Here is a 22,653-nt window from a genome sequence, read left to right as displayed (position 1 = left end):
TGATTTTCAAGGGGTAAAATTTGCCTGTAGCAATCCCGGATAGCAAAACGAATAAGAAAGGAATGACTGCGATGCACTACAAATTGGTTAAGCAACTCAAAGATGATAATACATTAAGAAAAAGCTTTATTGATTTAGCCATCAAAACGTTCGATCTATCCTTTGACGCCTGGTATCAGCAGGGATACTGGAGCGAATCCTATATCCCTTACGCTTTCGTTGATAAGAATAAAGTTATCGCCAACGCCTCCGCGAATATTATTGATCTGGTCTGGCAAGGCCAACCCCGACGCTATATTCAAATAGGTACGGTAATGACCAATATTGATTACCGTAATAAAGGGCTTGCCGGACAGTTGATACAACATATCCTTGATGACTGGCGTGACAAAGCGGATGCTTTTTTCCTGTTCGCCAACTCTACTACCGTCGACTTCTATCCCAAATTTGGCTTTACGCGGACCGACGAATATCAATATGTGGCGCCCGTTTCGCCGACTCCCGGCGACTTCCGTAAACTGGATATGGATAGTGCGCAGGATATCGCCCTGCTTAAGCACTACTACCAGAAATCCAACCCCTTTTCACAGCTACGAGTGGAGAATAACTTCGGTCTGCTGATGTTTTACTGTTCGGCGTTTATGAAGCATTTTGTCTACTACTCGGAGAAAAACCAGGCCGTCGCCATTGCGATGCAAAGCGCCCATGAGCTTATCTGCTTTGATATTTTTTGCGATGCCGGACAATCCATGGCGACCATTATCAATGAACTCGCCCAGCCGCAATCGCAACAGGCGGTGCTAGGTTTTACGCCGAAGGAAGCGCGCCTGGGCGAGTACGAAAAAATAGACGGCGACGATATGTTGTTTATCTATGCGACTAAAGAGAACATCTTCCACGACAACAAATTGATGTTCCCGCTGCTGGCGCACGCCTGATGCCGGGCCGCAGGTCATCTATTTAACCTGCGGCTGGTCGGCGTTGTTTCTTCCTGGAAAACCAAATAAACAGTACAATTGATTGTTGTTTTTTTGTTAAATCCAGGAGAAGCGCCACTTGCCCCTTTTTGACCTGCAGGATCTCTACGCCTTTTTAGCCCTCAGCGAGCACGGCAGCTTTCGCTACGCCGCCGAGGCGATTTGCATTTCGCAATCGGCGTTAAGCAGGCGAATTGAGAAGCTGGAAACCGCTTTAGGGGTGAGATTGTTTGAAAGAACCACTCGCCGGGTGACCCTCACGCAAACCGGCAGAGCTTTCGCCCCAAAGGCGCAGCATCTGCTTTCCGAATTCGAAGATGCCCTGGACGGTATTAGCGACCGCGCCGCCTTCGGCAACGGGCTGGTGACGGTTGCCTGTGTCCCCTCAGCCGCCAACTATTTTATGCCGCAGGTTATCAGCCAATTCCGTCTGCGTTTTCCCAAAGCGCGGATCAAGGTCATTGATACCAGCGCCGGAAATGTTTATAGCGCCGTGCAGAATCACCAGGCGGATTTCGGCCTGAGTTTTCTCTCCGAAATCGCGTCCGAGGTGGTATTTACGCCGCTGGTCCATGAACGCTACCTGGCGGTTTGCCGACGAGACGATCCGCTGGCGCAGCGTAACAGCCTCAGCTGGCAAGAATTTTTTAACCACGATTACATCTGGCTTGATAAGATCTCCGGCAATCGCCACCTGCTGGACGGCGCCCTGAGCGACGTAGGGCCACGACGCACTGCAGTTTGTGAAACCCGCCATGTGACGACCATGCTGGGTATGGTTGATGCCGGCCTCGGTATTGCGGCCATCCCGGCGATGGCGCTGCCGGCCTATGCACACCACGCGTTAGCCAGTATTCCGCTAGTGGAACCAGAGGTGAAAAGGCAGGTGGGGCTGATAAAAAAAGCGGGCAGAGCATTACCTCCTCTGGCCGCCGAACTCGAAAAAGCCATTACCGATTTTTACCATCCCACCGCATAATTAGCCCTCTTCCGGTAATTCGCAGGCGTTGGAGGGTAAAGGATCCATGCCTGTGCGACGGATTTCCGCCTGCGCCGGGACTGAAGCCAGATAGCACAGCAACTGCTTCGCCTGCGACTGCGCGGATGAATCGGCAACTACGGCGCCCGCGAAGCGGGTAACGTATTGCACTTCATCCGGCAAACGGCCAACGAACGTCACGCCGCTGACCGGCAACAGTTCGCTAACCTGCTGAAACCCTATCGCGTAGTCCCCTTTTGCCACCAGCGAAGCAACGGGGATTTTTTCGATCATTTTTGCTTTGGGGCTCGCCTGCGCGGCAATATCCAGTTTGCTGAACAGCTCCTTTTCAACATAGCGCCCACTGGCGCTATCCGAATAGGCGATGGATTTCGCCTGCAGCAATGTTTGTTTCAACGCGGCGACGCTGCTGATATCCGGTACCGGGGCCCCTTTTGGCACGACGGCGCCAATACGTGAATCCGCCAGTTCAATACGCGACCCCGGCATCACTTTGCCCTGCTTCTGCAGATCATCCAGGGCGTATCCCACCATAATCACCACATCCGCCTTTTGCCCTGCCGCCAGGCGGTTCGGTATCGCCTCCGCGGATTTCCCCATCGAGGGCCCATGAATGATATGCAAGGTATTGCCGCTTTTTTGCTGATAGTCGGGCGCCAGTTTATCCAACGCCGCGGAGAAGCCGCCGGAGATCATCACCGTGATCTCCTGCGCGGCGGCAACTTGCGCATAGCCGCAGGTAAATACCAGTAACGAGAAAACCCATGATTTACGTTGCATATTCACCTCTTAACCCAAAGAATTTTGCGTTTTCAATGCCTGCCGGGAAACGCGTTGATAGAGATACAGCGTCGCTAATAGCGCGCAGATTGCCGCAAAACTCATCCAGTAGCCGGGCGCAGCCTTATCCCCGGTAACTTTAATTAACGCGGTGGACATCGCCGGCGTGAAACCGCCAAACAGCGCGGTAGCCAGGCTGTAAGCCAGAGAAAAACCAGCAACCCTGACCGACTTAGGCATAATTTCCGTCAGCGCCGGGATCATCGCGCCGTTATAGATGCCGTAAATGAAGGAGAGCCACAGCAGCACGGACAACATCATGGCGAAGTCCGGCATGCGGGCCAGCAGCGATAACGCAGGCCAACTGGTGAAAATGGCCAGCAGCGTCATGCTGACCAATACCGGTTTACGACCAAACCTATCGGAAAGCATGCCGCCGATAGGCAGCCAGATGAAATTAGAGATCGCCACCAACAGCGTGACCAGCAGGCTATCCGAGGCGCTTAATAACAGCACGTTTTTGCCAAAGGTTGGCGCGTAGACCGTGATCAAATAGAACGCGGTAGTGGTCATCGCCACCATTAACATCCCCGCAATCACCACCCGCCAGTTTGCCAGCAGAATAGTCAGCGATTGTCCCAGGGTCGGATGTTCCTTACGCTCCGTATACTCCGCGGTTTCATTCAGGTTGCGGCGTAAAAAGAAGATAAAAGGCACGATCAGGCAGCCAATCGCGAACGGAATACGCCATCCCCACTGATGCAGACTCGACTCACTGAGCAGCATATTGAGCAGATAGCCCAGTGAAGCGGCCACCATAATGGACACCTGCTGACTGGCGGATTGCCAGCTGGTATAAAACCCTTTACGCCCCGGCGTCGCCATTTCAGCGAGGTAAACCGAGACGCCGCCCAGTTCCGCACCGGCAGAAAAGCCCTGCAACAGTCGGCCGCACAGCACCAGCGCCGGCGCCCACAAACCGATAGTCTGATAACCTGGCACCAGCACGATCAGGATGGTCCCCATCGCCATAATCGACAGCGTGCCGATTAAACCTTTACGTCTGCCAACCTTGTCAATCCAGGCGCCTAACACCACCGCGCCAACGGGCCGCATCAAGAACCCGGCGCCGAAAACGGCGAAGGTCATCATTAATGAGGCGAATTCATTTTCGGAAGGAAAAAAAGTATGGGCGATATAGGTGGCGTAAAAACCAAATAAAAAGAAGTCAAACTGCTCAAGAAAATTCCCTGAGGTCACCTGCAGGATCACTTTGGCCCTGGCGCGAAACACTGAAGTAGCGGCAGTTGCGGACATCACACTCTCCCTGATTAACTGAATAGTTAACTCTCATTAACATTTAGATAACCGTAAGAGTGCGGGAAGTTGTAGCCAGGAATAAGCGCATTTTGCGCATCTATTGATGCGTCTGACACATTAATAAAGCCTGCGAGTTAAGCGACATCAACAATGACGGGGCGATGGGTCTCCCCCTCCGCCCCGCCTCTATACGCTGATAGTGTGAACTCCGCTGCATTTCCCCCCAAGGCAATCCGGGCTTGAGGGGGAGTTTTAACGAAGATCGCGTACGGCGACGTGATCCATATCGTCGAAGACCTGGTTCTCGCCGACCATCCCCCAGATGAAGGTATAAGCGCGGGTACCCACCCCTGAGTGAATCGACCAGCTTGGCGAAATCACCGCCTGCTCGTTATGCATCACAATATGACGGGTCTCCTGCGGCTGCCCCATCATGTGGAAGACGCAGGCGTCCTCATCCATGTTGAAATAGAAATAGACCTCCATCCGCCGCTCATGGGTATGGCAAGGCATGGTGTTCCACAGGTTGCCCGGCGCCAGTTCGGTCAGGCCCATGCTGAGCTGACAGGTTTCCAGTACATCCGGTACGAAATACTTATTGATGGTGCGGCGGTTACTGGTCAGGTTGTCACCCAACGTCACCGGCGCTACATCGGCAGGGGTGACTTTTTTCGTCGGATAAGTGGTATGCGCCGGGGCGCAGTTGTAGTAAAACTTCGCCGGTTTTGCATGGTCGACGCTGGTAAATACCACCTCTTTCGCCCCCTTACCGACGTACAGCGCCTCACGGTGGCCGATTTCATAGCATTGGCCATCAACGGTAATACAGCCCGGGCCGCCGATATTAATCACCCCTAACTCACGGCGTTCGAGGAAATAGCTTACCCCGAGCTGTTTGCCGACTTCGCCGCCCACCGACACGCCGCGCTGCACCGGCATGACGCCGCCAACAATAATGCGGTCAATATGGCTGTACACCATGGTGTATTCGTCAGCCACAAACACTTTTTCAACTAAAAATTCATTACGCAGCCCCTGGGTATCCAGAGTTTTCGCATGCGCGCTGTGGATACTTTGTCTTACGTCCACGTTCGCCTCCAGGCAGATACTTGAATGATAAAGCCCTCCTGCGGAGGGCAGAGATTAATGACAAACCTCATGCAATCATTGAGCTTGCAAATTGCACCAGGCAAATAACAAGGAAAATCAATTTATTGATTTTCGGCTGATAACCACAAAGAAGGAAAAACCACGCTTTTTTCCTTCTTTGTCAGCAGTCTGAGCCCTCCTGCGGAGGGCGAGAATAGATTAGTGATTCGCCGATGGCGCCACGCTGGCGCCAGGCGTTTTCACCACCTGCGCGTTGCCAAAACGTCTGGCGTACAGGGCGGTAATAATGGGCACTAAAATCGCGGTGACGATGACGCTTGCCGCGACCAGCGCCGTCGCCGAAGCGGCCACCGGTTCAAAGGCCGGATTAATCTGCGCGATGATCACCGGGTTCGCGACCGCCGCGCCCGCTGCGGAAGAGGCCGCGACGCCAGCCGTCCCGTTGCCGCCGCCGATAACCCGGTCAGCAATAATCAGTGGGATACCGGTAATGATGATGACCGCCACGCCAAGCACGATTCCCAGCAGTCCGGTATCCAGAATCACGCTCAGGTTGATAGTGTTGCCCAGCGCAAAACCAAAGAACGGAATCAGCACCGGGGTGGCTTTGCTAAAGAAAGCCCGGAAGTCGTGGTCGAGGTTACCTAAGGCAAAACCCACCAGGAATGGCAGCACCGCGCCGATAAAATGGTGCGGCTCGAAGGAAGCCAGCCCGGCGGAGCCAAGGATCACCATGGTCATCAGCGGCCCAGACTCCAGCGACATCAATACAAACGCGCCGGACTCTTCTTTACTGCCGTACTGATTCATCAGGCTGGCATACAGACCGCCGTTGGTCATATCCATTGCCGAGACAATAGCCAGCACCGACAGTCCGGCAAAGAAACCGGTCTGGACGCCATTTTCCGGAATGACCATCGCGGCGATAAAGGCCACAATCCAGGCGACGGCAATTTTGGTGATCACTAACGTGCCGGACTTACGTAATACGGTACCGGTGGCGCGCAAATCGATTGATGCGCCGATACAGAAAAACCACACCGCCAGGATTGGCACCGTCCCACCAATCATGCCTTTAGTGAATGAACCAAAGTAATTACCGGTATCCGGCGCCAGGGTATTAAGCACCGCGCCAAGCAGCAATGGGACCAGCATCATGCCGCCAGGGATACGTTCAATGGTTGCTTTGATTTTCATGTTTTATCCTCATCTCCACCCCACCTGAACGGCAAGGATGTGACTTATTCTTTCAATAGCGTTTGAAAAAATTCTTTCTGTTCATTGCATTACGAACAGATGAGAAAAGTCAGGAGTCTCAGGGTTGTGCGCACCACACTGATACCATGCCGTTATCATTGATCATGTGAAATAATGATTCAACGAAAACAAAACAGTGTTTTAGTTACCGTCATCACATATCAAAAAGAAATCGAACGAAGGATCGTTTATTGAAAACAAAAGGGAGGTGTAGCCACGACGTTGCGGCAATCAAGGGCGGGATGAAATGTTAGATAGATGTTTTAGTGAATTCGGTGACATGCGCCGGGCAAAGCAAGACACGACGGTCTTCGCTTTGCCCGGCCAGGAAAAGTGCGTGGATCAACTACCGCGGTAGGTTGAGTAGCCAAACTGGCTCAACAACAGCGGGATATGTAGCTTTTGGTTCTGTTCGGTTACGCTGAAAATAACCGGAATGACGGGAAAGAAGGTGCTCATATTATGACTTTTAAAGTAGTCACCGGTTTTGAAGGTCACTTTATACACCCCAGGTTCCATATTATCGGCCTGCGGATAGAGCGACTTGATACGGCCATCGGCATCCGTTTTACCGCTGGCGATATGCTGCCAGCCGCTGCCCTGCTGCTTATCGAGCTCAATCTGCACCCCTTGAGAAGGCAGACCGGTCTGCTGATTGAGAATATGTACGCTTAGTGTCCCTTCCGGCGCCGCAAGCGCGCTGAAGCTCAACAATGAAATAACGGAAGCGATAATTAACTTCATGAGCGATGACCTTATTAAGCAAGTGAATGTGTCATCACTATAGTCAGCGCGCTGGGAAATAAAATTAAACTTTTCGTTATTAATTAACGGGTAATAGCCGCGCGGATCTACGCCAAAGTCTTGTGTTGGATGGAGGAATAGAACGTAAGAGAAGCGATAATGGCACGCCCTACAGGATTCGAACCTGTGACCTACGGCTTAGAAGGCCGTTGCTCTATCCAGCTGAGCTAAGGGCGCACTGAGAAGCGGGAGCTTCGGGAGGTGCAATCGCGTGAAATTATACGGTCAACCTCCGGTGAGTCAATGCATTTTGCCGGGAAAAGACAGTAGCATAGCGAGCTTGTCGATTATTAACGCGATGTCTGGTTAAGGATTGTTCGCCCAACTCGTTGGCGACTCGTCCATTACGTCGCTATAGCGCGGGAAAATAGCCTGTTTTCCTCCGCCCCGCGGCGGAAAACCGATAAAAACGCAAACGATAACTGACAGCAGGGCTGGCTTCTGACAAAATATCCACATCCCCCTTTCGTAAAGTGACAGATGGAATCCTCTCTCTGATGGCAGCAAAAATTATTGACGGTAAAACGATTGCGCAGCAGGTGCGCTCTGAGGTCGCGGAAAAAGTGAAGGCGCGCGTAGCGGCCGGAAAACGCGCCCCCGGGCTCGCCGTTGTGCTGGTCGGCAGCAACCCTGCATCGCAGATTTATGTCGGCAGCAAACGCAAGGCATGTGAAGAGGTGGGCTTCGTCTCCCGCTCTTACGATCTCCCGGAAACCACCAGCGAAGCCGAGCTGCTGGAACTTATCGACACGCTTAATGCCGATAACACTATCGACGGCATTCTGGTGCAGCTGCCGCTGCCTGCCGGCATCGACAATGTTAAAGTCCTTGAGCGCATTGCCCCGGACAAAGACGTCGACGGCTTCCATCCGTACAACGTTGGTCGCCTGTGTCAACGTGCGCCGCGTCTGCGTCCTTGTACGCCGCGCGGCATTGTTACCCTGCTTGAGCGCTACAATATCGATACTTATGGCCTCAACGCGGTGGTGATTGGCGCTTCTAACATCGTCGGCCGTCCGATGAGCATGGAGCTGCTGCTGGCGGGCTGCACTACTACCGTCACCCACCGCTTTACCAAAAACCTGCGCCACCACGTCGAAAATGCCGATCTGCTGATTGTCGCGGTCGGTAAACCGGGCTTTATTCCGGGTGAATGGATTAAAGAAGGCGCCATCGTGGTGGACGTCGGCATTAACCGTCTGGAAAGCGGCAAAGTGGTCGGCGACGTGGTGTTTGAAGACGCGGCGGAACGCGCCTCCTACATTACGCCCGTGCCGGGCGGCGTCGGCCCGATGACCGTAGCGACCCTCATTCAGAATACGCTGCAGGCGTGCGAAGAGTATCACGACATTCAGGAGGCCTAAGATGGCGAATTTTTCTCTGGGCAAACACCCGCATGTTGAACTGTGCGACCTGCTGAAGCTGGAAGGCTGGAGCGAAAGCGGCGCGCAGGCCAAAATCTTCATCGCCGAAGGGCTGGTGAAAGTCGACGGCGCGGTGGAAACCCGCAAACGCTGTAAAATCGTCGCCGGGCAAACGGTGACCTTTGACGGTCAAAGCATTACCGTTATCGCCTAATCCTTTCTGGCGCCGGTCCCGGCGCCAGCGCTCTCCCGCAGGAAAATCAGAATAATGCGGGGATGTAATCCTCAAATACCCTACTGATAATAGGCTTTTATTTGTAGAATATAAGCCAATGCCAACCATCATCACTGATGCCGCCGTTCCGCTGTGTCTGGGGTTAGGGCTGGGATGCAAAATCATTCCCCCTCGCCTGCTGCTGGCTGGCGTGGCGTTGGGCATTTCTTAGTATCTGCCTCTTATCCCATAGCCTGCTCGATGCCATCACCGATGGTGGTAAAGGCGTCGGCTGGCTGTGGCCCTGCTCCGATCAACGCTTCTTCCTGCCCTGGCAGGTGATTAAAGTGGTGCCATTCGCGCTATCGCGTTATGCCACGCCTTATGGCCATCAGGTGATCCTCTCCGAGCTGCAGTGGGTCTGGCTGCCGGGAAGCGCACTGGCGCTACTACTCTGGCTATATCGTCAATCTATTCAACGTTAGGGATTAACATGTATAAAACGACCATCCTTGCCGCTGCAGCACTGCTGGCGGTTTCGTGCCCGATTCACGCCGAGGATCATACAAACGCCTATGCCGTCTCTTCGACCATTACCAGTATCGGCAGTTCGGCGCTGGTGAGCGGCATCATTCTCTCGCCAGTCCTGCTCCCCGCCGCACTGATTACCGCTTCTGTCGACAAAAATAAAGAGCAGAAAACCGCGCTGTTGACCACCAAAGCCCCTAAACAGAACACCGTCAAAATGGTGCTGCCGCTGCAGGTGGTGGAAGAGGCGGATCTCAAAACCGGGGACAAGCTGACGCTGGAGAAAGCCCCGGAAGGCACCGGCGCACTGCTGAAAAAAGAAGGTAAGGTCCTGACCCATATGGTGAATCAAGAGGACGCCTCGCTCTCCGCTAACCAACCGCTGTCGGCGAAATGAAGCGCCTGGCGCTCGCCTTGTGCCTGAGCGTGGCATCAGTAAGCGCGACTGCAGCCAGCACCGATTGCGGCACGGGGTCGCCATCGGCGGAAACCATTGCCGCAACCATGCATCAGGCACAGTTGCTCAAACAACAATTAAATAGCGAACCGGAAGCGGTGGTTATTTTGGTCCGCCAGGGGCAAGATATGTCCAGCCGTGGGTTAACCTGGTCACATGCCGGCTACGCCCTACGGCAGGCCGATAACAGCTGGCGGGTTTATCATAATCTGAATACCTGCGGCACCGCGCGATCGGCGCTGTACGTCCAGGGATTATATGAGTTTCTCGCCGATGAACTGGTTAACCAGCAGATTGCGATTTTACGTCCGAGCGGCGAACTTAACGCTGCGCTACAAGCGCTTTTGCACAACCCTGTCAAACTGAACCTGTTTCACAGCCCGCGCTATAACCTGATCGCCTGGCCCTTCTCCGGGCCGTATCAAAACTCTAATGGCTGGCTGCTGGAAGTCTTTGCCCGAGCGGGCGATAGCAACATCTGGTCACGCGAGCAGGCCAGACATTGGCTCTTACAGCAGGGTTATCAACCCTCGTTAGTTAAGGTCACGATTTTCGAACGCCTTGGGGCAAAAATAGTTGCCAGCAATGTTTTTACCGACGATCAGCCGGAACAACTATTGGCAAGTGGCAAAGTAGGTTTAAACAGTGGCGATAGCGTTATTCAGTTTATTGCCCGTTACAGCCGCAACATATCCTCCTGCCTGCATCTGAATCTGCCCGAATCCGTATGCGTTTTTCAGCCTACACCACTGGAAGTCAGTCCCTAACGCAAAAAGGCCACGCAAGCGTGGCCTTTTCATTAGCAATGGCGCTTACTTACGACGCCAGGTGGTGCCCTGCGGACCATCCTCCAGCACGATACCCATCTCGTTAAGACGATCGCGCGCCGCATCCGCCGCCGCCCAGTCTTTCGCTTTACGCGCATCCAGACGCTGTTGGATAAGCCCTTCGATTTCCGCTACTTCGCCATCATCGGCCTGCGCGCCGCTCTGCAGGAAAGCGTCCGGTTCCTGTTCAAGCAGACCCAGCACCGATGAGAGCTTACGCATATGGGCCGCCAGCGCGTTCGCGGCTGCCGCGTCTTCCGTTTTCAGACGGTTTACTTCACGCGCCATATCGAACAGCACCGAGTAGGCTTCCGGGGTATTGAAGTCGTCATCCATCGCTTCGATAAAGCGCGCTTCGAAGGCTTCGCCGCCGGCAGGCTGCGCGGATTTATCGGTTCCGCGCAGCGCGGTGTACAGACGCTCCAGCGCCGAACGCGCCTGCTTGAGGTTCTCTTCGCTGTAGTTCAGCTGGCTGCGATAGTGGCCGGACATCAGGAAGTAGCGGATGGTTTCGGCATCGTAGTACTTCAGCACGTCGCGGACGGTGAAGAAGTTACCCAGCGATTTCGACATTTTCTCGCGATCGACCATCACCATTCCGGAGTGCATCCAGTAGTTGACGTATTCGCCATCGTGGGCGCAGGTCGATTGCGCGATCTCGTTTTCGTGATGCGGGAACATCAGATCCGAACCGCCGCCGTGAATATCAAAGTGATTACCCAGCTGTTTGCAGTTCATTGCCGAGCACTCAATGTGCCAGCCCGGACGCCCTTCTCCCCACGGCGACGGCCAGCTCGGCTCGCCCTCTTTCGACATCTTCCACAGGACGAAGTCCATTGGGTTACGCTTAACGTCAACCACGTCGACGCGGGCGCCCGCCTGCAGCTGGTCGAGATCCTGGCGCGACAACAGACCGTAGTTCGGGTCGGTCGGTACGTCGAACATCACGTCGCCGTTATCGGCCACATAAGCGTGACCGCGGGCGATCAGCTGCTCGGTGATTTCGATAATTTCGGCGATATGATGGGTGGCGCGCGGCTCGTTGTCCGGGCGCAGAATGTTCAGGGCGTCAAAATCTTTGTGCATTTCAGCGATCATGCGATCGACCAGCGCGACAAAGCTTTCGCCGTTTTCATTAGCGCGCTTAATGATTTTATCGTCGATATCGGTAATGTTGCGCACGTACTTCAGCTTGTAACCAAGGAAGCGCAGGTAACGAGCGACAACGTCGAAAGAGACGAAGGTGCGGCCATGGCCGATATGACAGAGATCGTAAACGGTAATTCCACACACGTACATGCCAACTTCCCCGGCATGAATAGGTTTAAATTCTTCTTTTTGGCGCGTCAGTGTATTAAAAATTTTTAACATCGAAGATTCCGTGTAGACGTGTGTGGATATAAGTCGCTTATTCTAACCCTAATTCAAACCGGAAGCAGCACACATTGCAAGGTGCATCGACCCCCGCGGTTATGCTATAACAGCCACCTATGTCATACCCAACCCTGGGTTCAGCACTACAATCATCGGAACAGGATGCAAAAATGGTTACTTTCCACACCAATCATGGCGATATCGTAATCAAAACGTTTGACGACAAAGCGCCGGAAACAGTTAAAAACTTCCTGGACTACTGCCGCGAAGGTTTCTACGACAACACCATTTTCCACCGTGTTATCAATGGCTTCATGATTCAGGGCGGCGGCTTTGAGCCGGGCATGAATCAGAAAGCGACCAAATCTCCGATTCAGAACGAAGCCAACAACGGTCTGAAAAATACCCGTGGTACCCTGGCGATGGCCCGTACTCAGGCGCCGCACTCCGCCACCGCGCAGTTCTTCATCAACGTAGTAGACAACGACTTCCTGAACTTCTCTGGCGAAAGCCTGCAGGGTTGGGGCTACTGCGTCTTTGCCGAAGTGGTTGAAGGTATGGACGTGGTAGACAAAATCAAAGCGGTTGCCACCGGCCGCAGCGGCATGCACCAGGATGTGCCGAAAGAAGATGTTGTAATCAAAAGCGTCACCGTCAGCGAATAATTCGTGGCGACACTTTTTATTGCAGACCTGCATCTGCAAACAGAAGAACCGGCGATCACCGCCGGTTTTCTGCGCTTTTTAGCCGGCAGCGCCCGCGAAGCGGACGCGCTGTATATACTCGGCGACCTGTTCGAGGCCTGGATCGGCGATGACGATCCGAACCCGCTGCATCAGCAAATCGCTTCGGCCATCAAAGCCGTCGTCGACGCCGGCGTTCCCTGCTACTTCATCCACGGCAACCGCGATTTTCTCGTCGGCCAGCGCTTCGCCCGCCAGAGCGGCATGATCCTGCTCTCTGAAGAAGAGCGGCTGGACCTCTATGGCCGTGAAGTGTTGATTATGCATGGCGACACCTTATGTACCGATGACCCCGGTTACCTGGCGTTTCGCGCTAAAGTCCACACCCCGTGGATCCAACGTCTGTTTCTCGCCCTGCCGCTGTTTATCCGCCGCCGCATCGCCGCCAAAATGCGCGCCGATAGCCAGGCCGCCAACAGCAGCAAATCGATGGAAATTATGGATGTGAATCCGCAGGCGGTCGTCGACGCGATGGAGCGGCATCAGGTGCAGTGGCTGATTCACGGCCATACCCATCGTCCGGCCGTCCATGAACTCCAGGCCAACGGGCAGCCCGCGTGGCGCGTGGTTCTCGGCGCGTGGCACAGCGAAGGGTCAATGGTGAAAGTCAGCGCCGACGGCGTCGAACTTATCTATTTCCCGTTTTAATCTCCCAGGCACAATTCCGAAAACCTTCTTCTGAAGGGGGAATGACTGACGCTATCTGTTCTCCGCATGCTAGCCTTTGGCTAAATCTCACTCAAGGAACGAGTATGAAAAAATGGAACCAACCCCTAATCTGGGGAATGATCATCGCGATCCTCAATCCGTTAGGGGTAAGCTATATCGCCTTAATCGGCGTCGCTATCGGCAACACACTGGCATTTGTCTGGTGTGCAATGCTGGCATGGGCAATTTATTTTTATGCTATTTATTTGCTCTGTACCCGGCCCCACGATGGGCGGCTGGTACAAATCTATTTACTGATCATGGGTACCCTGATGCTTCCTTGGGGGTTAGTGCTGCTTATCACCTGTATCATGAATGAGATAAAGGCAAATAAACAACGTACTTCATCGTCGGCAAGCGAGACAAAAGACGGCTAACCACGCGTACGCAACCGTTTTCCTTGGCGGGATATCGTGCTATTCTCTGTGGCCTCTAAAGCAGTGTGAAGCACACCCACAGGAGTTTTCAGACGCATGTCTTCCCGCAATAATCCGGCGCGTATCGCCATCGTGATGGGGTCCAAAAGCGACTGGACTACCATGCAGTTCGCCGCAGAAATCCTTGATACCCTGAACGTTCCGCACCATGTTGAAGTGGTTTCCGCCCACCGTACGCCCGATAAACTGTTTAGCTTCGCCGAAAGCGCCGAAAGCAACGGTTATCAGGTGATCATCGCCGGTGCGGGCGGCGCGGCGCATTTGCCGGGCATGATTGCAGCGAAAACTCTGGTGCCGGTGCTTGGCGTGCCGGTTCAGAGCGCAGCGTTAAGCGGCGTTGACAGCCTCTACTCTATCGTTCAAATGCCGCGCGGCATCCCGGTCGGCACGCTGGCCATCGGCAAAGCCGGCGCCGCTAACGCCGCCCTGCTCGCCGCGCAAATTCTCGCCCAGCATGATGCTGAGCTGCACCAGCGTCTGAGCGCCTGGCGTCAGGCGCAAACCGATGAGGTGCTGGATAACCCGGACCCGCGAGGTGCGGCATGAAACAGGTTTGCGTCCTCGGTAACGGACAGTTAGGCCGCATGCTGCGTCAGGCCGGTGAACCGCTGGGCATCGCCGTCTGGCCGGTCGGCCTGGAAGCCGACCCGGAAGCGGTGCCGTTCCAGCAAAGCGTCATCACCGCCGAAATCGAACGCTGGCCGGAAACCGCTTTAACCCGTGAGCTGGCGCGCCATCCGGCGTTCGTTAACCGCGACGTTTTTCCGATCATCGCCGACCGCCTGACCCAGAAACAGTTGTTCGACAAACTTGGCCTCGCCACCGCGCCGTGGCAGCTACTGGCGGATAAAAGCGAGTGGCCCGCCGTGTTTGCCCGTCTGGGCGAACTGGCTATCGTCAAGCGCCGCGTTGGCGGCTACGATGGCCGCGGCCAGTGGCGTTTACGCGAGAACGAAACCACACAACTACCCAATGATAACTACGGCGAGTGTATCGTTGAGCAGGGTATTAACTTCTCCGGCGAGGTGTCGCTGGTCGGCGCCCGGGGCCGCGACGGCAGCACGGTGTTTTATCCGCTGACCCGCAACCTGCACCAGGACGGCATTCTGCGCGCCAGCGTCGCCTTCCCGCAGGCCAATGCCCGCCAGCAGGCGCAGGCGGAAAGCATGCTGACGGCGATCATGAACGAGCTCGACTACGTGGGCGTGATGGCCATGGAGTGCTTCGTCACCGCCGAGGGACTGCTGATCAACGAGCTGGCGCCGCGCGTACATAATAGCGGCCACTGGACGCAGAACGGCGCTTCCATTAGCCAGTTTGAACTGCACCTGCGCGCCATTACCGATCTACCGCTGCCGCCACCGGTGGTCAACAGCCCGTCGGTGATGATCAATCTGATCGGCAGCGATCTGAACTACGACTGGCTAAAACTGCCGCTGGTGCATCTGCACTGGTACGACAAAGAGGTTCGTCCGGGGCGTAAAGTCGGCCACCTGAATCTGACCGACAGCGATACCGATCGCCTGAGCGCCACGCTGGAAGCGCTGAAACCGCTCCTGCCAGCCGAATACGCCAGCGGTGTTTTCTGGGCGCAATCGCAGCTTAATTAAGCCATTCGTGCCGGGGATTTGATCTATCCCCTTCCCCGGCACGCCCTTCGGCGCGTAGAATCCCCACCTCGCAGTAAGCACATCTGGTTTTAACTCAAAAGGACGACCCATGGAAAATGGGACACACTATCGCGCCATCCTCAGCGCGGGTACGCCGCTTATCGACGTCCGCGCACCGGTGGAATTTCAGCAAAGCGCGATGCCCGCGGCGATTAACCTACCGCTGATGAACGATGACGAACGCGCCGCCGTCGGCACCTGTTACAAGCGCCAGGGGCCGGAAGCGGCATTAGCCCTCGGCCATAAGCTGGTCGATGGCGACCTGCGAGCCAGCCGTCTCAAGGCGTGGCTGGAGGCCTGCGCCCGCTATCCGCAGGGCTATCTGTGCTGCGCCCGCGGCGGCCAGCGCTCGCATATCGTGCAGCAGTGGCTGCGGGAAGCTGGCGTCGATTATCCGCTGATTGTCGGCGGCTACAAAGCGCTACGCCAGGCGGCAATACAGGCTACCGAGGAGCTGGTACAGCGCCCTATCGTGCTGATTGGCGGCTGCACCGGCAATGGCAAAACCCAGCTGGTTTGCTCGCGCCCGGACGGTATCGATCTTGAAGGTCACGCCCACCACCGCGGTTCGTCATTTGGCCGAACGCTACTGCAGCAACACCCGCAGGCGACGTTCGAAAACCATCTGGCGGTCACCCTGCTTAAAAAAGCTGAACAACAGACACGCTGGGTGCTGGAAGATGAAGGCCATATGATCGGCGCGAACCACCTGCCGGAGTGCCTGCGTATCCGCATGGCGCAATCGCCGCTGGCGGTGGTGGAAGATCCGTTTGACGTTCGTCTGGAGCGACTGCGCGAAGAGTACTTCGATCGTATGCATCGCGACTTTATTGCCGCCTATGGCGAAGAGAAAGGCTGGCAGGAATATAGCGAGTATCTGCATCACGGGCTGTTTGCCATCCGGCGTCGGCTAGGGCTACAGCGCTTTGCCCAGCTAAGCGAACTGCTCGACGCGGCGCTGTCGCAGCAGCAGCGTACCGCCAGTACCGAGGCGCACTTCGCCTGGCTGGTTCCGCTGTTAAATGAATACTACGACCCGATGTATCGCTATCAGTTGGGGAAAAAAGCCGGGAAGATTATCTTTCGCGGTAACTGGCAGGATGTCGCCGCCTGGCTGGCGAAGTAGTTCCCCAACCAGACGGCTTCCCGGGTAGCGGCTGGCGCCTTACCGGGGCTACTCCCGCTTAGCGCAGCGCAAGCCGGGGAAATTCCCGGCTTGCGGCGGCTCATCGTTAGAAGTCGTAGCGCAGACGCACCAGGTTCATATCGCCCAGATCATCGGTGCTGGAGGTAAACACGTGCTCGTAATCAACACGGAAACCGTAATCCAGCTGGAAGCTAATACCCAAACCGTTATCAATACGCTGGTAGTTGCGGCCATTCACGTACTCCAGGCGGTCGCCCATAAAGTACGGTTGAATAGATTTAACAGCGTATTGATTAATCGGGAATTTATAGCCGGCAAAGTATTCAATACCCCAGGCATCGCCGGCGAAATAGTTATGAACATCGGTTTTCTTGGTAGTCAGGAAGTTCTGATACCAGCCGCCGCCGAAGGAGAAGGTCCAGTTATCCGGAGTCCAGCTCAACGCGGTACCGACAATATTCTGGTCGTAGGTTTTGCTATTGGAGCTTGACGGGTCGCGCATTTCGGCGCGGGTGTAGTTCCACGCGGTACCCCAGGTCAGGTCCTTCATGATGTGGTAATCCACGCCGATAGAACCGCCTCCTTTACGCTTGTAGCGCAGACCATCGCCCGGCAGATATTCGCTATCTTCAAACAGATAGGAGCCATACAGATCGACATCACCGACGGTTTTCTTATATTTCAACATATTGCGTGAACGATAAGAACCATCGTAATCGCCGTTAATACCGTTACCCGGAGCCTGACCGATCATATCATAGTCCCAGATATCGGTTTTCACGCCGACGACATCATAGTAAATACTGTTTTGCTGACCGTAGGTTAAGGTACCCCAGGTATCGCTCTTCAGACCGGTGAACAACATACGGCGGGTGGTATTATTCGCCCCTTCCGCGTAGTGATTGTCCCAATCGAACAGCGCCGGAATATTGACGCCCAGTTCGTAGTAGCTGATCCAGCTAATATCATCAAAGAGATAGTAATCAGCCGCGAAACGGAAACGGGTGCCGCCATCGAAACCGTTACGCTTGTAGGAACCTTTATCGCCATCGCCGGTCATCATATTGAACTGCGGACGAATACTCCCGCCGACGGTAAAGTTAAGGCGACTTAACGGATCGCCCGCCTGCGGATCTTGTTTCAGCAGCGTAATCTCAGCCTGGGATGCAAAAGAGGTTAACGCTAATGCTGCGCCGATCGAGATCGCCAGCGCTTTTATTTTATGTGCCATGCTTTTTCCTTGAGTAATAAGCAACCTTATATTTGCCAGTTGAATATTAACTGCGAATTAGCACGACGTGTTGTTGGGTTTTTAATGTTTTGTGCGCTTAAAAATCAAGGAATTATCATTTTGTGCCGTTAAAATAAAAGCGCCGCGAAATTGCGCGGCGCTTCATAAAAATGAAATCTATTTACTGGTTAAATTGTCGGAATAACGCTTTACCTTTTAATAAGCGTAATCCCAACCAACCGCCGCACAACGATAATAAAATAGCGCCGGATAATGGCAGCATCACCCACAGCCGCCAGTCCGGCGTCCATGGAAAATCAAACACTTTGGTTTGCAGCATCGCCAGCGCCACCTCGGCGCCAATGGCCGCCACCAGCCCCGAAACCACGCCAAGCAGGGCGAACTCCACCCACAACGTGGTGCGCAGCAAGACTTTACCAGCCCCCAGCGTCCGCCAGACGACCAGCTCCTGATGCCGCTGGCGCATCCCGACCTGCACCTGGGCCAGCAGCAATAGCACGCCACAGGCGGTGACCAGCACCACCATGACCTCCAGCGCCCGACTGACCTGCGTCAACACCTGGCCGACCTGGCGCAGGATGGCGCCGATATCCAGCAGGCTGACGGTGGGAAACTCGCGGTTAAGCTGGGTCAGCATCGCGTTGCCATTATCCCAACGGAAGCTGGTAAGCCAGCTTTGCGGCTGCCCATCCAGCGCCCCCGGCGGGAAAATAAAGAAGAAGTTTGGCCGCAGGCTCTCCCAGTCAACTTTGCGCACGCTGGTCACCTTAGCGCTAAATTGCTGGGTATCGCCGGTAAAGGTGACGCTATCACCGATCCTGACGCCCAACCGCTGCGCCAGCCCCTCTTCAATCGACACCTCGCCCGCCTTCGGCGGCCAACTGCCGGCCACCAGCGGATTATGATCCGGGCGCTGCTCGCTCCAGGTGAGATTAAGCTCGCGGTTTAGCGCTTCGTCTTTATTGCCCTCGGTGGTTTGACCGTTAATCTGCGTCAGCCGCGCGCGCACGATGGGATAAAACTCCGCCGCCCGGGTCTGGTGTTCGGCGAGGAATGTCTTCACCGGAACTACCTGTTCGGGAGCGATATTAATCAGAAAGTAGTTCGGACTTTCCGGCGGCAGCTGCTGCTGCCAGCGTTCGAGCAAATCGCCGCGTAACACCAACAGCAGAGCCAGCAGCATAAACGACAGTGAAAACGCCGCCAGTTGGCTCAGCGTTGACCACGGCTGGCGCAACAGACGGTTCACCGCCAGGCGCAGCGGCAACGCTTTTAGCGTGACGCGCTTGAGCAACCACAGCAAGGCCCAGCCTACCAGCCCGCATAGCAGCGCCAGCACCAAGGCCCCGACCAGCACCGACCACAGTAGCGGGCTACCGCCCATCAGCCAGGCCAGTCCGCCGACAACCACCGCGCAGACCACGGGAATATAGTGTTTTAGCGGCCAGACGTTAGCCACCACATCTTGCCGCAATACCCGCAGCGGCAGAGTCGCCAGCAGCAGCCGATAGGGCCGCCAGCCGACCAGCAACGAAATCACCACCATCGCGCCGATAGCCCACAGCCACGGCCAGCCGCTGGCGGGCGGCAGCGCGGCGGGCAGCACCGGTTTAAGCATCAGCAGCAGGGCTTTTTCCAGCAGCAGCCCCATCGCGCCCCCCGCCGCAACCGCCAGCATCAGCAACATTAGCCACTGACCGATGATAAGTTTACGCAGCTGCGCCCGCCCGGCGCCTAAGGTTTTGAGAATAGCGACCAGATCGTAGCGGCTGCGGCAGTAATGCCCCATCGCGACCGCCACCGCGGCGACCGCCAGCAGCAACGTTAGTAACGCGGACAGCAGTAAAAATTGCTGCGAGCGCTCCAGCGATTTACCCAACGCGCTATCATCCTGCTCCAGGCCAATCCAGCGATGTTCCGCGCCAAGCTTCGGCAATAGCCACCGCTCGTAGGCCGCCAGCTGCTGCGCGCTACCGGCAAACTTATAGCGCCAGGAGACGCGGCTGCCGGGCTGTACCGCGCCGGTTTTCGCCACATCGGCGATATTCATCATTAGCCGCGGCGCCATCTGGAAGGGGTTGAAGCCGGCGTCAGGCTCCTGAATGACCTCGCCGGCGATGCGCAAGGTAGCGTCGCCAACATCAATGTTATCGCCGGTTTTCAGATTCAGCAGCGCCATCAGCCTCGGCGCCAGCAGGACGCTGCCGCGCTGCGGTTTTAATCCCGCCGGAGAGGTCTCCAGCGTGCCGTACAGCGGATAAGTATCATCAACCGCTTTGACATCCGCCAGTTGCGGGGTATCTACAGCGAAAGTCATGGTGGCGAAGCTCAGCTGTTCGCCCACGGTTAACCCGAGCGCGCGCGCCTCGGCGATCCACTCGGCGGGCACTTCGCGTGAACTGCGCAAGGTGCGATCCCCGGCCATAAATTCGCGGCTTTGCTGGCTCAACCCTTTTTCCATACGGTCGCTGATTGAGCCCAGCGCCAGCACGCAGGCCACCGCCATGCTCAATGCCAGCCAGACGATGAGCAGTGAAGGCGAGCGCCATTCGCGCCAGAACCAGCGGGCTATCATGCTTCCTCCTGCAACTTGCCATCCACCAGGCGTAAGCGACGATCGCAACGCGCCGCCAGCAGCGGATCGTGGGTCACCAGAATTAGGGTGGTGCCGTGTTCGCGGTTGAGTGAGAACAGCAGATCGGCGATTTTATCGCCGGTGTGACGGTCGAGATTACCGGTCGGCTCATCGGCAAATAGCAGCGCCGGACGGCCGTTAAAGGCGCGAGCCAGCGCCACTCGCTGCTGCTCGCCGCCGGAAAGCTGCGCCGGTAAATGGTGCAGGCGTTTGCCAAGCCCTAGCTGTTCAAGCAGCGCGCGCGCATCGCCGCGGCTTTGGCTATCGCTGGCGCCGCGCAGCAAGGCCGGCAGCTCGACGTTCTCCAGGGCATTTAGCGTCGGAATCAACATAAACGATTGAAAGACAAAGCCTACGTGCTTCGCGCGTAACGTCGCCCTCGCCTCTTCATCCATCTGATGCAGCGGCTGCCCCAAAAGAGACACTTCGCCGCTGCTGCCGTCGTCGAGCCCGGCAAGTATCGCCAGCAGCGTGGATTTCCCGGAACCGGACTCGCCAATCAGGGCGATGGTTTGCCCCGGTTTGACAACCAGCTCAACTCCGGTAAGGATGGACAACTGATGCTCTCCCTGACCGACGGATTTCTTAAGATGATGAACTTCAAGTATGTTTTCCGCTGGCATTTGCCTTTCCTGTTTATGGTTCTGTTTACCTGCCGCGCAATGGCGGCGGATACGCTGTTAGTGCTTGGCGATAGCCTGAGCGCCGGCTATCGAATGGCGGCCAATACGGCCTGGCCTGCTCTGCTTAATGAGAAGTGGCAGGCCAAAACGACGGTGGTCAACGCCAGTATCAGCGGCGACACCTCGCAGCAGGGACTGGCGCGCCTGCCGGCGCTACTGAAGCAGCACCAGCCGCGCTGGGTGCTGGTGGAACTGGGCGGCAACGACGGGCTGCGTGGTTTCCCGCCGCAGCAAACGGAGCAGACGCTGCGTACCGTTATTCAGGATATCAAAGCGGCGAAGGCCCAGCCGCTGCTGATGCAAATACGCCTGCCCGCCAACTATGGGCGCCGTTATAATGAAGCCTTTAGCGCGATATATCCGCAACTGGCCAAAGAGTTCGATATTCCTCTGCTGCCCTTTTTTATGGAGGAGGTTTATCTCAAGCCACAATGGATGCAGGACGACGGCATTCATCCTAATCGCGATGCGCAACCGTTTATTGCCGACTGGATGGCAACCCGGTTGGCTCCCTTAGTTAATCATGACTCCTGAACGCCGGGAGTCATTCACAGGTAAAGTTATGCAAAAATCGGTTTTAGTTACAGGATGTTCCAGCGGAATTGGCCTCGAAAGCGCGCTCGATTTAAAACGCCAGGGCTTTCGGGTACTGGCCGCCTGCCGTAAGGGGGAGGATGTCGCCCGTATGCAGGAACTGGGTCTGACCGGTATTTTGCTGGATCTCGATGACCCGCAAAGCGTCGAAAATGCCGCCGCCGAGGTCATCGCGCTGACCGGGAACCGCCTGTATGGCCTGTTCAATAATGCTGGCTACGGCGTCTACGGTCCGCTCACCACCATCAGCCGTCAGCAAATGGAACAGCAGTTTTCCGCCAACTTTTTCGGCGCCCACCAGCTCACCATGCTGCTGCTGCCCGCTATGCAGCCGCACGGCGAGGGCCGCATCGTGATGACCTCTTCGGTGATGGGGCTGATTTCCAGCCCCGGCCGCGGCGCCTATGCCGCCAGTAAATACGCGCTGGAGGCGTGGTCCGATGCCCTGCGCATGGAGCTCCGCCACAGCGGCATTAAAGTCAGCCTGATTGAACCTGGGCCGATACGCACCCGCTTTACCAACAATGTTAACCAGACCGGCGACAAGACGGTAGAGAACCCAGGCATTGCCGCGCGCTTTACGCTCGGCCCGGAGGCGGTGGTGGAAAAAGTGCGTCACGCCTTCGTCAGCGACAAGCCGAAACTGCGCTATCCGGTGACGCTGGTCACCCACGCGGTAGGCTGGTTAAAACGCCTGCTGCCGGCCCGTGCAATGGACAAAATTATCCAGGGCTGAGTTGAAGCGCTGAATGTCGCCCCCATCTAAAACAGA

The 22,653-nt window shown here is 55.8% G+C and carries 23 protein-coding genes, 1 tRNA gene and 1 pseudogene; 15 read left to right on the top strand and 10 right to left on the bottom strand.

Annotation, left to right across the window (positions count from 1 at the left end):
* The first annotated feature begins 71 nt into the window (after window positions 1-71).
* Complete coding sequence (locus PGR09_RS01490) at window positions 72-938, top strand: GNAT family N-acetyltransferase (RefSeq protein WP_047076208.1); 867 nt, start codon at window positions 72-74, stop codon at window positions 936-938.
* Window positions 939-1,056: 118 nt separating this feature from the next.
* Window positions 1,057-1,956: a LysR family transcriptional regulator gene (locus PGR09_RS01485; protein WP_015704636.1), complete on the top strand. Its 900-nt coding sequence runs from the start codon at window positions 1,057-1,059 to the stop codon at window positions 1,954-1,956.
* Here PGR09_RS01485 and PGR09_RS01480 read toward each other — a convergent pair whose 3' ends face one another.
* The 6 genes from PGR09_RS01480 to PGR09_RS01455 all read right to left on the bottom strand — a co-directional run bounded on the left by PGR09_RS01480 (window position 1,957) and on the right by PGR09_RS01455 (window position 7,425).
* Window positions 1,957-2,757 carry a substrate-binding domain-containing protein gene (locus PGR09_RS01480; RefSeq protein WP_430915739.1) on the bottom strand — a complete coding sequence of 267 codons (801 nt, stop codon included), beginning with the start codon at window positions 2,755-2,757 and terminating at the stop codon, window positions 1,957-1,959.
* 9 nt (window positions 2,758-2,766) lie between these two features.
* Complete coding sequence (locus PGR09_RS01475; RefSeq protein ID WP_047049470.1) at window positions 2,767-4,074, bottom strand: MFS transporter; 1,308 nt, start codon at window positions 4,072-4,074, stop codon at window positions 2,767-2,769.
* Window positions 4,075-4,329: 255 nt separating this feature from the next.
* Window positions 4,330-5,166, bottom strand: coding sequence for a 5-dehydro-4-deoxy-D-glucuronate isomerase (gene kduI / locus PGR09_RS01470; RefSeq protein ID WP_045393454.1), 837 nt, complete (start codon window positions 5,164-5,166; stop codon window positions 4,330-4,332).
* 219 nt (window positions 5,167-5,385) lie between these two features.
* Window positions 5,386-6,384: a 2-keto-3-deoxygluconate transporter gene (kdgT, locus tag PGR09_RS01465; protein WP_047049473.1), complete on the bottom strand. Its 999-nt coding sequence runs from the start codon at window positions 6,382-6,384 to the stop codon at window positions 5,386-5,388.
* Between the two features lie 402 nt (window positions 6,385-6,786).
* Window positions 6,787-7,188, bottom strand: a complete 402-nt coding sequence (uraH, locus tag PGR09_RS01460) for a hydroxyisourate hydrolase (RefSeq protein WP_047049475.1) — start codon at window positions 7,186-7,188, stop codon at window positions 6,787-6,789.
* A gap of 160 nt (window positions 7,189-7,348) precedes the next feature.
* A tRNA-Arg gene (locus tag PGR09_RS01455) sits at window positions 7,349-7,425 on the bottom strand.
* Window positions 7,426-7,745: 320 nt separating this feature from the next.
* Between PGR09_RS01455 and folD the strand changes: the two genes are divergently transcribed.
* From folD to PGR09_RS01430, 5 genes and pseudogenes are all read left to right on the top strand, one after another.
* Window positions 7,746-8,612 carry a bifunctional methylenetetrahydrofolate dehydrogenase/methenyltetrahydrofolate cyclohydrolase FolD gene (gene folD, locus PGR09_RS01450; protein ID WP_015367875.1) on the top strand — a complete coding sequence of 289 codons (867 nt, stop codon included), beginning with the start codon at window positions 7,746-7,748 and terminating at the stop codon, window positions 8,610-8,612.
* Window position 8,613: 1 nt separating this feature from the next.
* Window positions 8,614-8,826, top strand: a complete 213-nt coding sequence (ybcJ, locus tag PGR09_RS01445; RefSeq protein WP_015367876.1) for a ribosome-associated protein YbcJ — start codon at window positions 8,614-8,616, stop codon at window positions 8,824-8,826.
* A gap of 118 nt (window positions 8,827-8,944) precedes the next feature.
* Window positions 8,945-9,311, top strand: a pseudogene (locus tag PGR09_RS01440) (metal-dependent hydrolase).
* Between the two features lie 8 nt (window positions 9,312-9,319).
* Entirely contained in the window at window positions 9,320-9,751 is a 432-nt protein-coding gene (locus PGR09_RS01435; protein ID WP_430915738.1) for an STM0539 family protein, read from the top strand.
* Window positions 9,748-10,578 (top strand): DUF2145 domain-containing protein, encoded by an 831-nt coding sequence (locus tag PGR09_RS01430; RefSeq protein ID WP_063415620.1) that lies wholly within the window; start codon window positions 9,748-9,750, stop codon window positions 10,576-10,578. Before PGR09_RS01435 ends, PGR09_RS01430 begins: the two co-directional genes overlap by 4 nt.
* A 45-nt stretch (window positions 10,579-10,623) precedes the next feature.
* Here the strand turns inward: PGR09_RS01430 and cysS are convergent, their stop codons facing one another.
* The gene (gene cysS / locus PGR09_RS01425) at window positions 10,624-12,009 is read right to left on the bottom strand and encodes a cysteine--tRNA ligase (protein WP_045393462.1); all 1,386 of its coding nucleotides are present in this window, start codon (window positions 12,007-12,009) and stop codon (window positions 10,624-10,626) included.
* A gap of 173 nt (window positions 12,010-12,182) precedes the next feature.
* Here cysS and ppiB point away from each other — a divergent pair, with 173 nt between their 5' ends.
* From ppiB to mnmH, 6 genes are all read left to right on the top strand, one after another.
* Entirely contained in the window at window positions 12,183-12,677 is a 495-nt protein-coding gene (gene ppiB, locus PGR09_RS01420) for a peptidylprolyl isomerase B (RefSeq protein WP_015367878.1), read from the top strand.
* Window positions 12,678-12,680: 3 nt separating this feature from the next.
* Window positions 12,681-13,403, top strand: a complete 723-nt coding sequence (gene lpxH, locus PGR09_RS01415; protein WP_430915737.1) for a UDP-2,3-diacylglucosamine diphosphatase — start codon at window positions 12,681-12,683, stop codon at window positions 13,401-13,403.
* A gap of 104 nt (window positions 13,404-13,507) precedes the next feature.
* Window positions 13,508-13,840, top strand: coding sequence for a hypothetical protein (locus PGR09_RS01410; RefSeq protein WP_045393468.1), 333 nt, complete (start codon window positions 13,508-13,510; stop codon window positions 13,838-13,840).
* Window positions 13,841-13,936: 96 nt separating this feature from the next.
* Window positions 13,937-14,446 (top strand): 5-(carboxyamino)imidazole ribonucleotide mutase, encoded by a 510-nt coding sequence (gene purE / locus PGR09_RS01405; protein ID WP_047049486.1) that lies wholly within the window; start codon window positions 13,937-13,939, stop codon window positions 14,444-14,446.
* Complete coding sequence (gene purK, locus PGR09_RS01400; RefSeq protein ID WP_213292721.1) at window positions 14,443-15,510, top strand: 5-(carboxyamino)imidazole ribonucleotide synthase; 1,068 nt, start codon at window positions 14,443-14,445, stop codon at window positions 15,508-15,510. The genes purE and purK overlap by 4 nt, the downstream gene beginning before the upstream one ends.
* A 109-nt stretch (window positions 15,511-15,619) precedes the next feature.
* The gene (gene mnmH / locus PGR09_RS01395) at window positions 15,620-16,696 is read left to right on the top strand and encodes a tRNA 2-selenouridine(34) synthase MnmH (protein ID WP_320482305.1); all 1,077 of its coding nucleotides are present in this window, start codon (window positions 15,620-15,622) and stop codon (window positions 16,694-16,696) included.
* Window positions 16,697-16,802: 106 nt separating this feature from the next.
* Here the strand turns inward: mnmH and PGR09_RS01390 are convergent, their stop codons facing one another.
* From PGR09_RS01390 to ybbA, 3 genes are all read right to left on the bottom strand, one after another.
* Window positions 16,803-17,948 carry a porin gene (locus PGR09_RS01390; RefSeq protein WP_047049491.1) on the bottom strand — a complete coding sequence of 382 codons (1,146 nt, stop codon included), beginning with the start codon at window positions 17,946-17,948 and terminating at the stop codon, window positions 16,803-16,805.
* Window positions 17,949-18,129: 181 nt separating this feature from the next.
* Entirely contained in the window at window positions 18,130-20,544 is a 2,415-nt protein-coding gene (gene ybbP / locus PGR09_RS01385) for a putative ABC transporter permease subunit YbbP (protein WP_430915736.1), read from the bottom strand.
* The gene (gene ybbA, locus PGR09_RS01380) at window positions 20,541-21,227 is read right to left on the bottom strand and encodes a putative ABC transporter ATP-binding protein YbbA (RefSeq protein ID WP_047049495.1); all 687 of its coding nucleotides are present in this window, start codon (window positions 21,225-21,227) and stop codon (window positions 20,541-20,543) included. The genes ybbP and ybbA overlap by 4 nt, the downstream gene beginning before the upstream one ends.
* Between ybbA and tesA the strand changes: the two genes are divergently transcribed.
* Together tesA and PGR09_RS01370 are read left to right on the top strand one after the other, a co-directional pair.
* Window positions 21,198-21,821, top strand: a complete 624-nt coding sequence (tesA, locus tag PGR09_RS01375) for a multifunctional acyl-CoA thioesterase I/protease I/lysophospholipase L1 (protein WP_047049514.1) — start codon at window positions 21,198-21,200, stop codon at window positions 21,819-21,821. The two genes, ybbA and tesA, sit on opposite strands and share 30 nt — an antisense overlap.
* Entirely contained in the window at window positions 21,811-22,617 is an 807-nt protein-coding gene (locus tag PGR09_RS01370) for an SDR family oxidoreductase (RefSeq protein ID WP_161801889.1), read from the top strand. Before tesA ends, PGR09_RS01370 begins: the two co-directional genes overlap by 11 nt.
* The last annotated feature ends 36 nt before the right edge of the window (window positions 22,618-22,653 follow it).

Source organism: Klebsiella sp. 141251 (genome assembly GCF_050600725.1).
In the GTDB taxonomy this organism is placed as follows: Bacteria; Pseudomonadota; Gammaproteobacteria; order Enterobacterales; family Enterobacteriaceae; genus Klebsiella; species Klebsiella aerogenes.
This window is presented reverse-complemented; position numbering and strand designations above follow the sequence as displayed.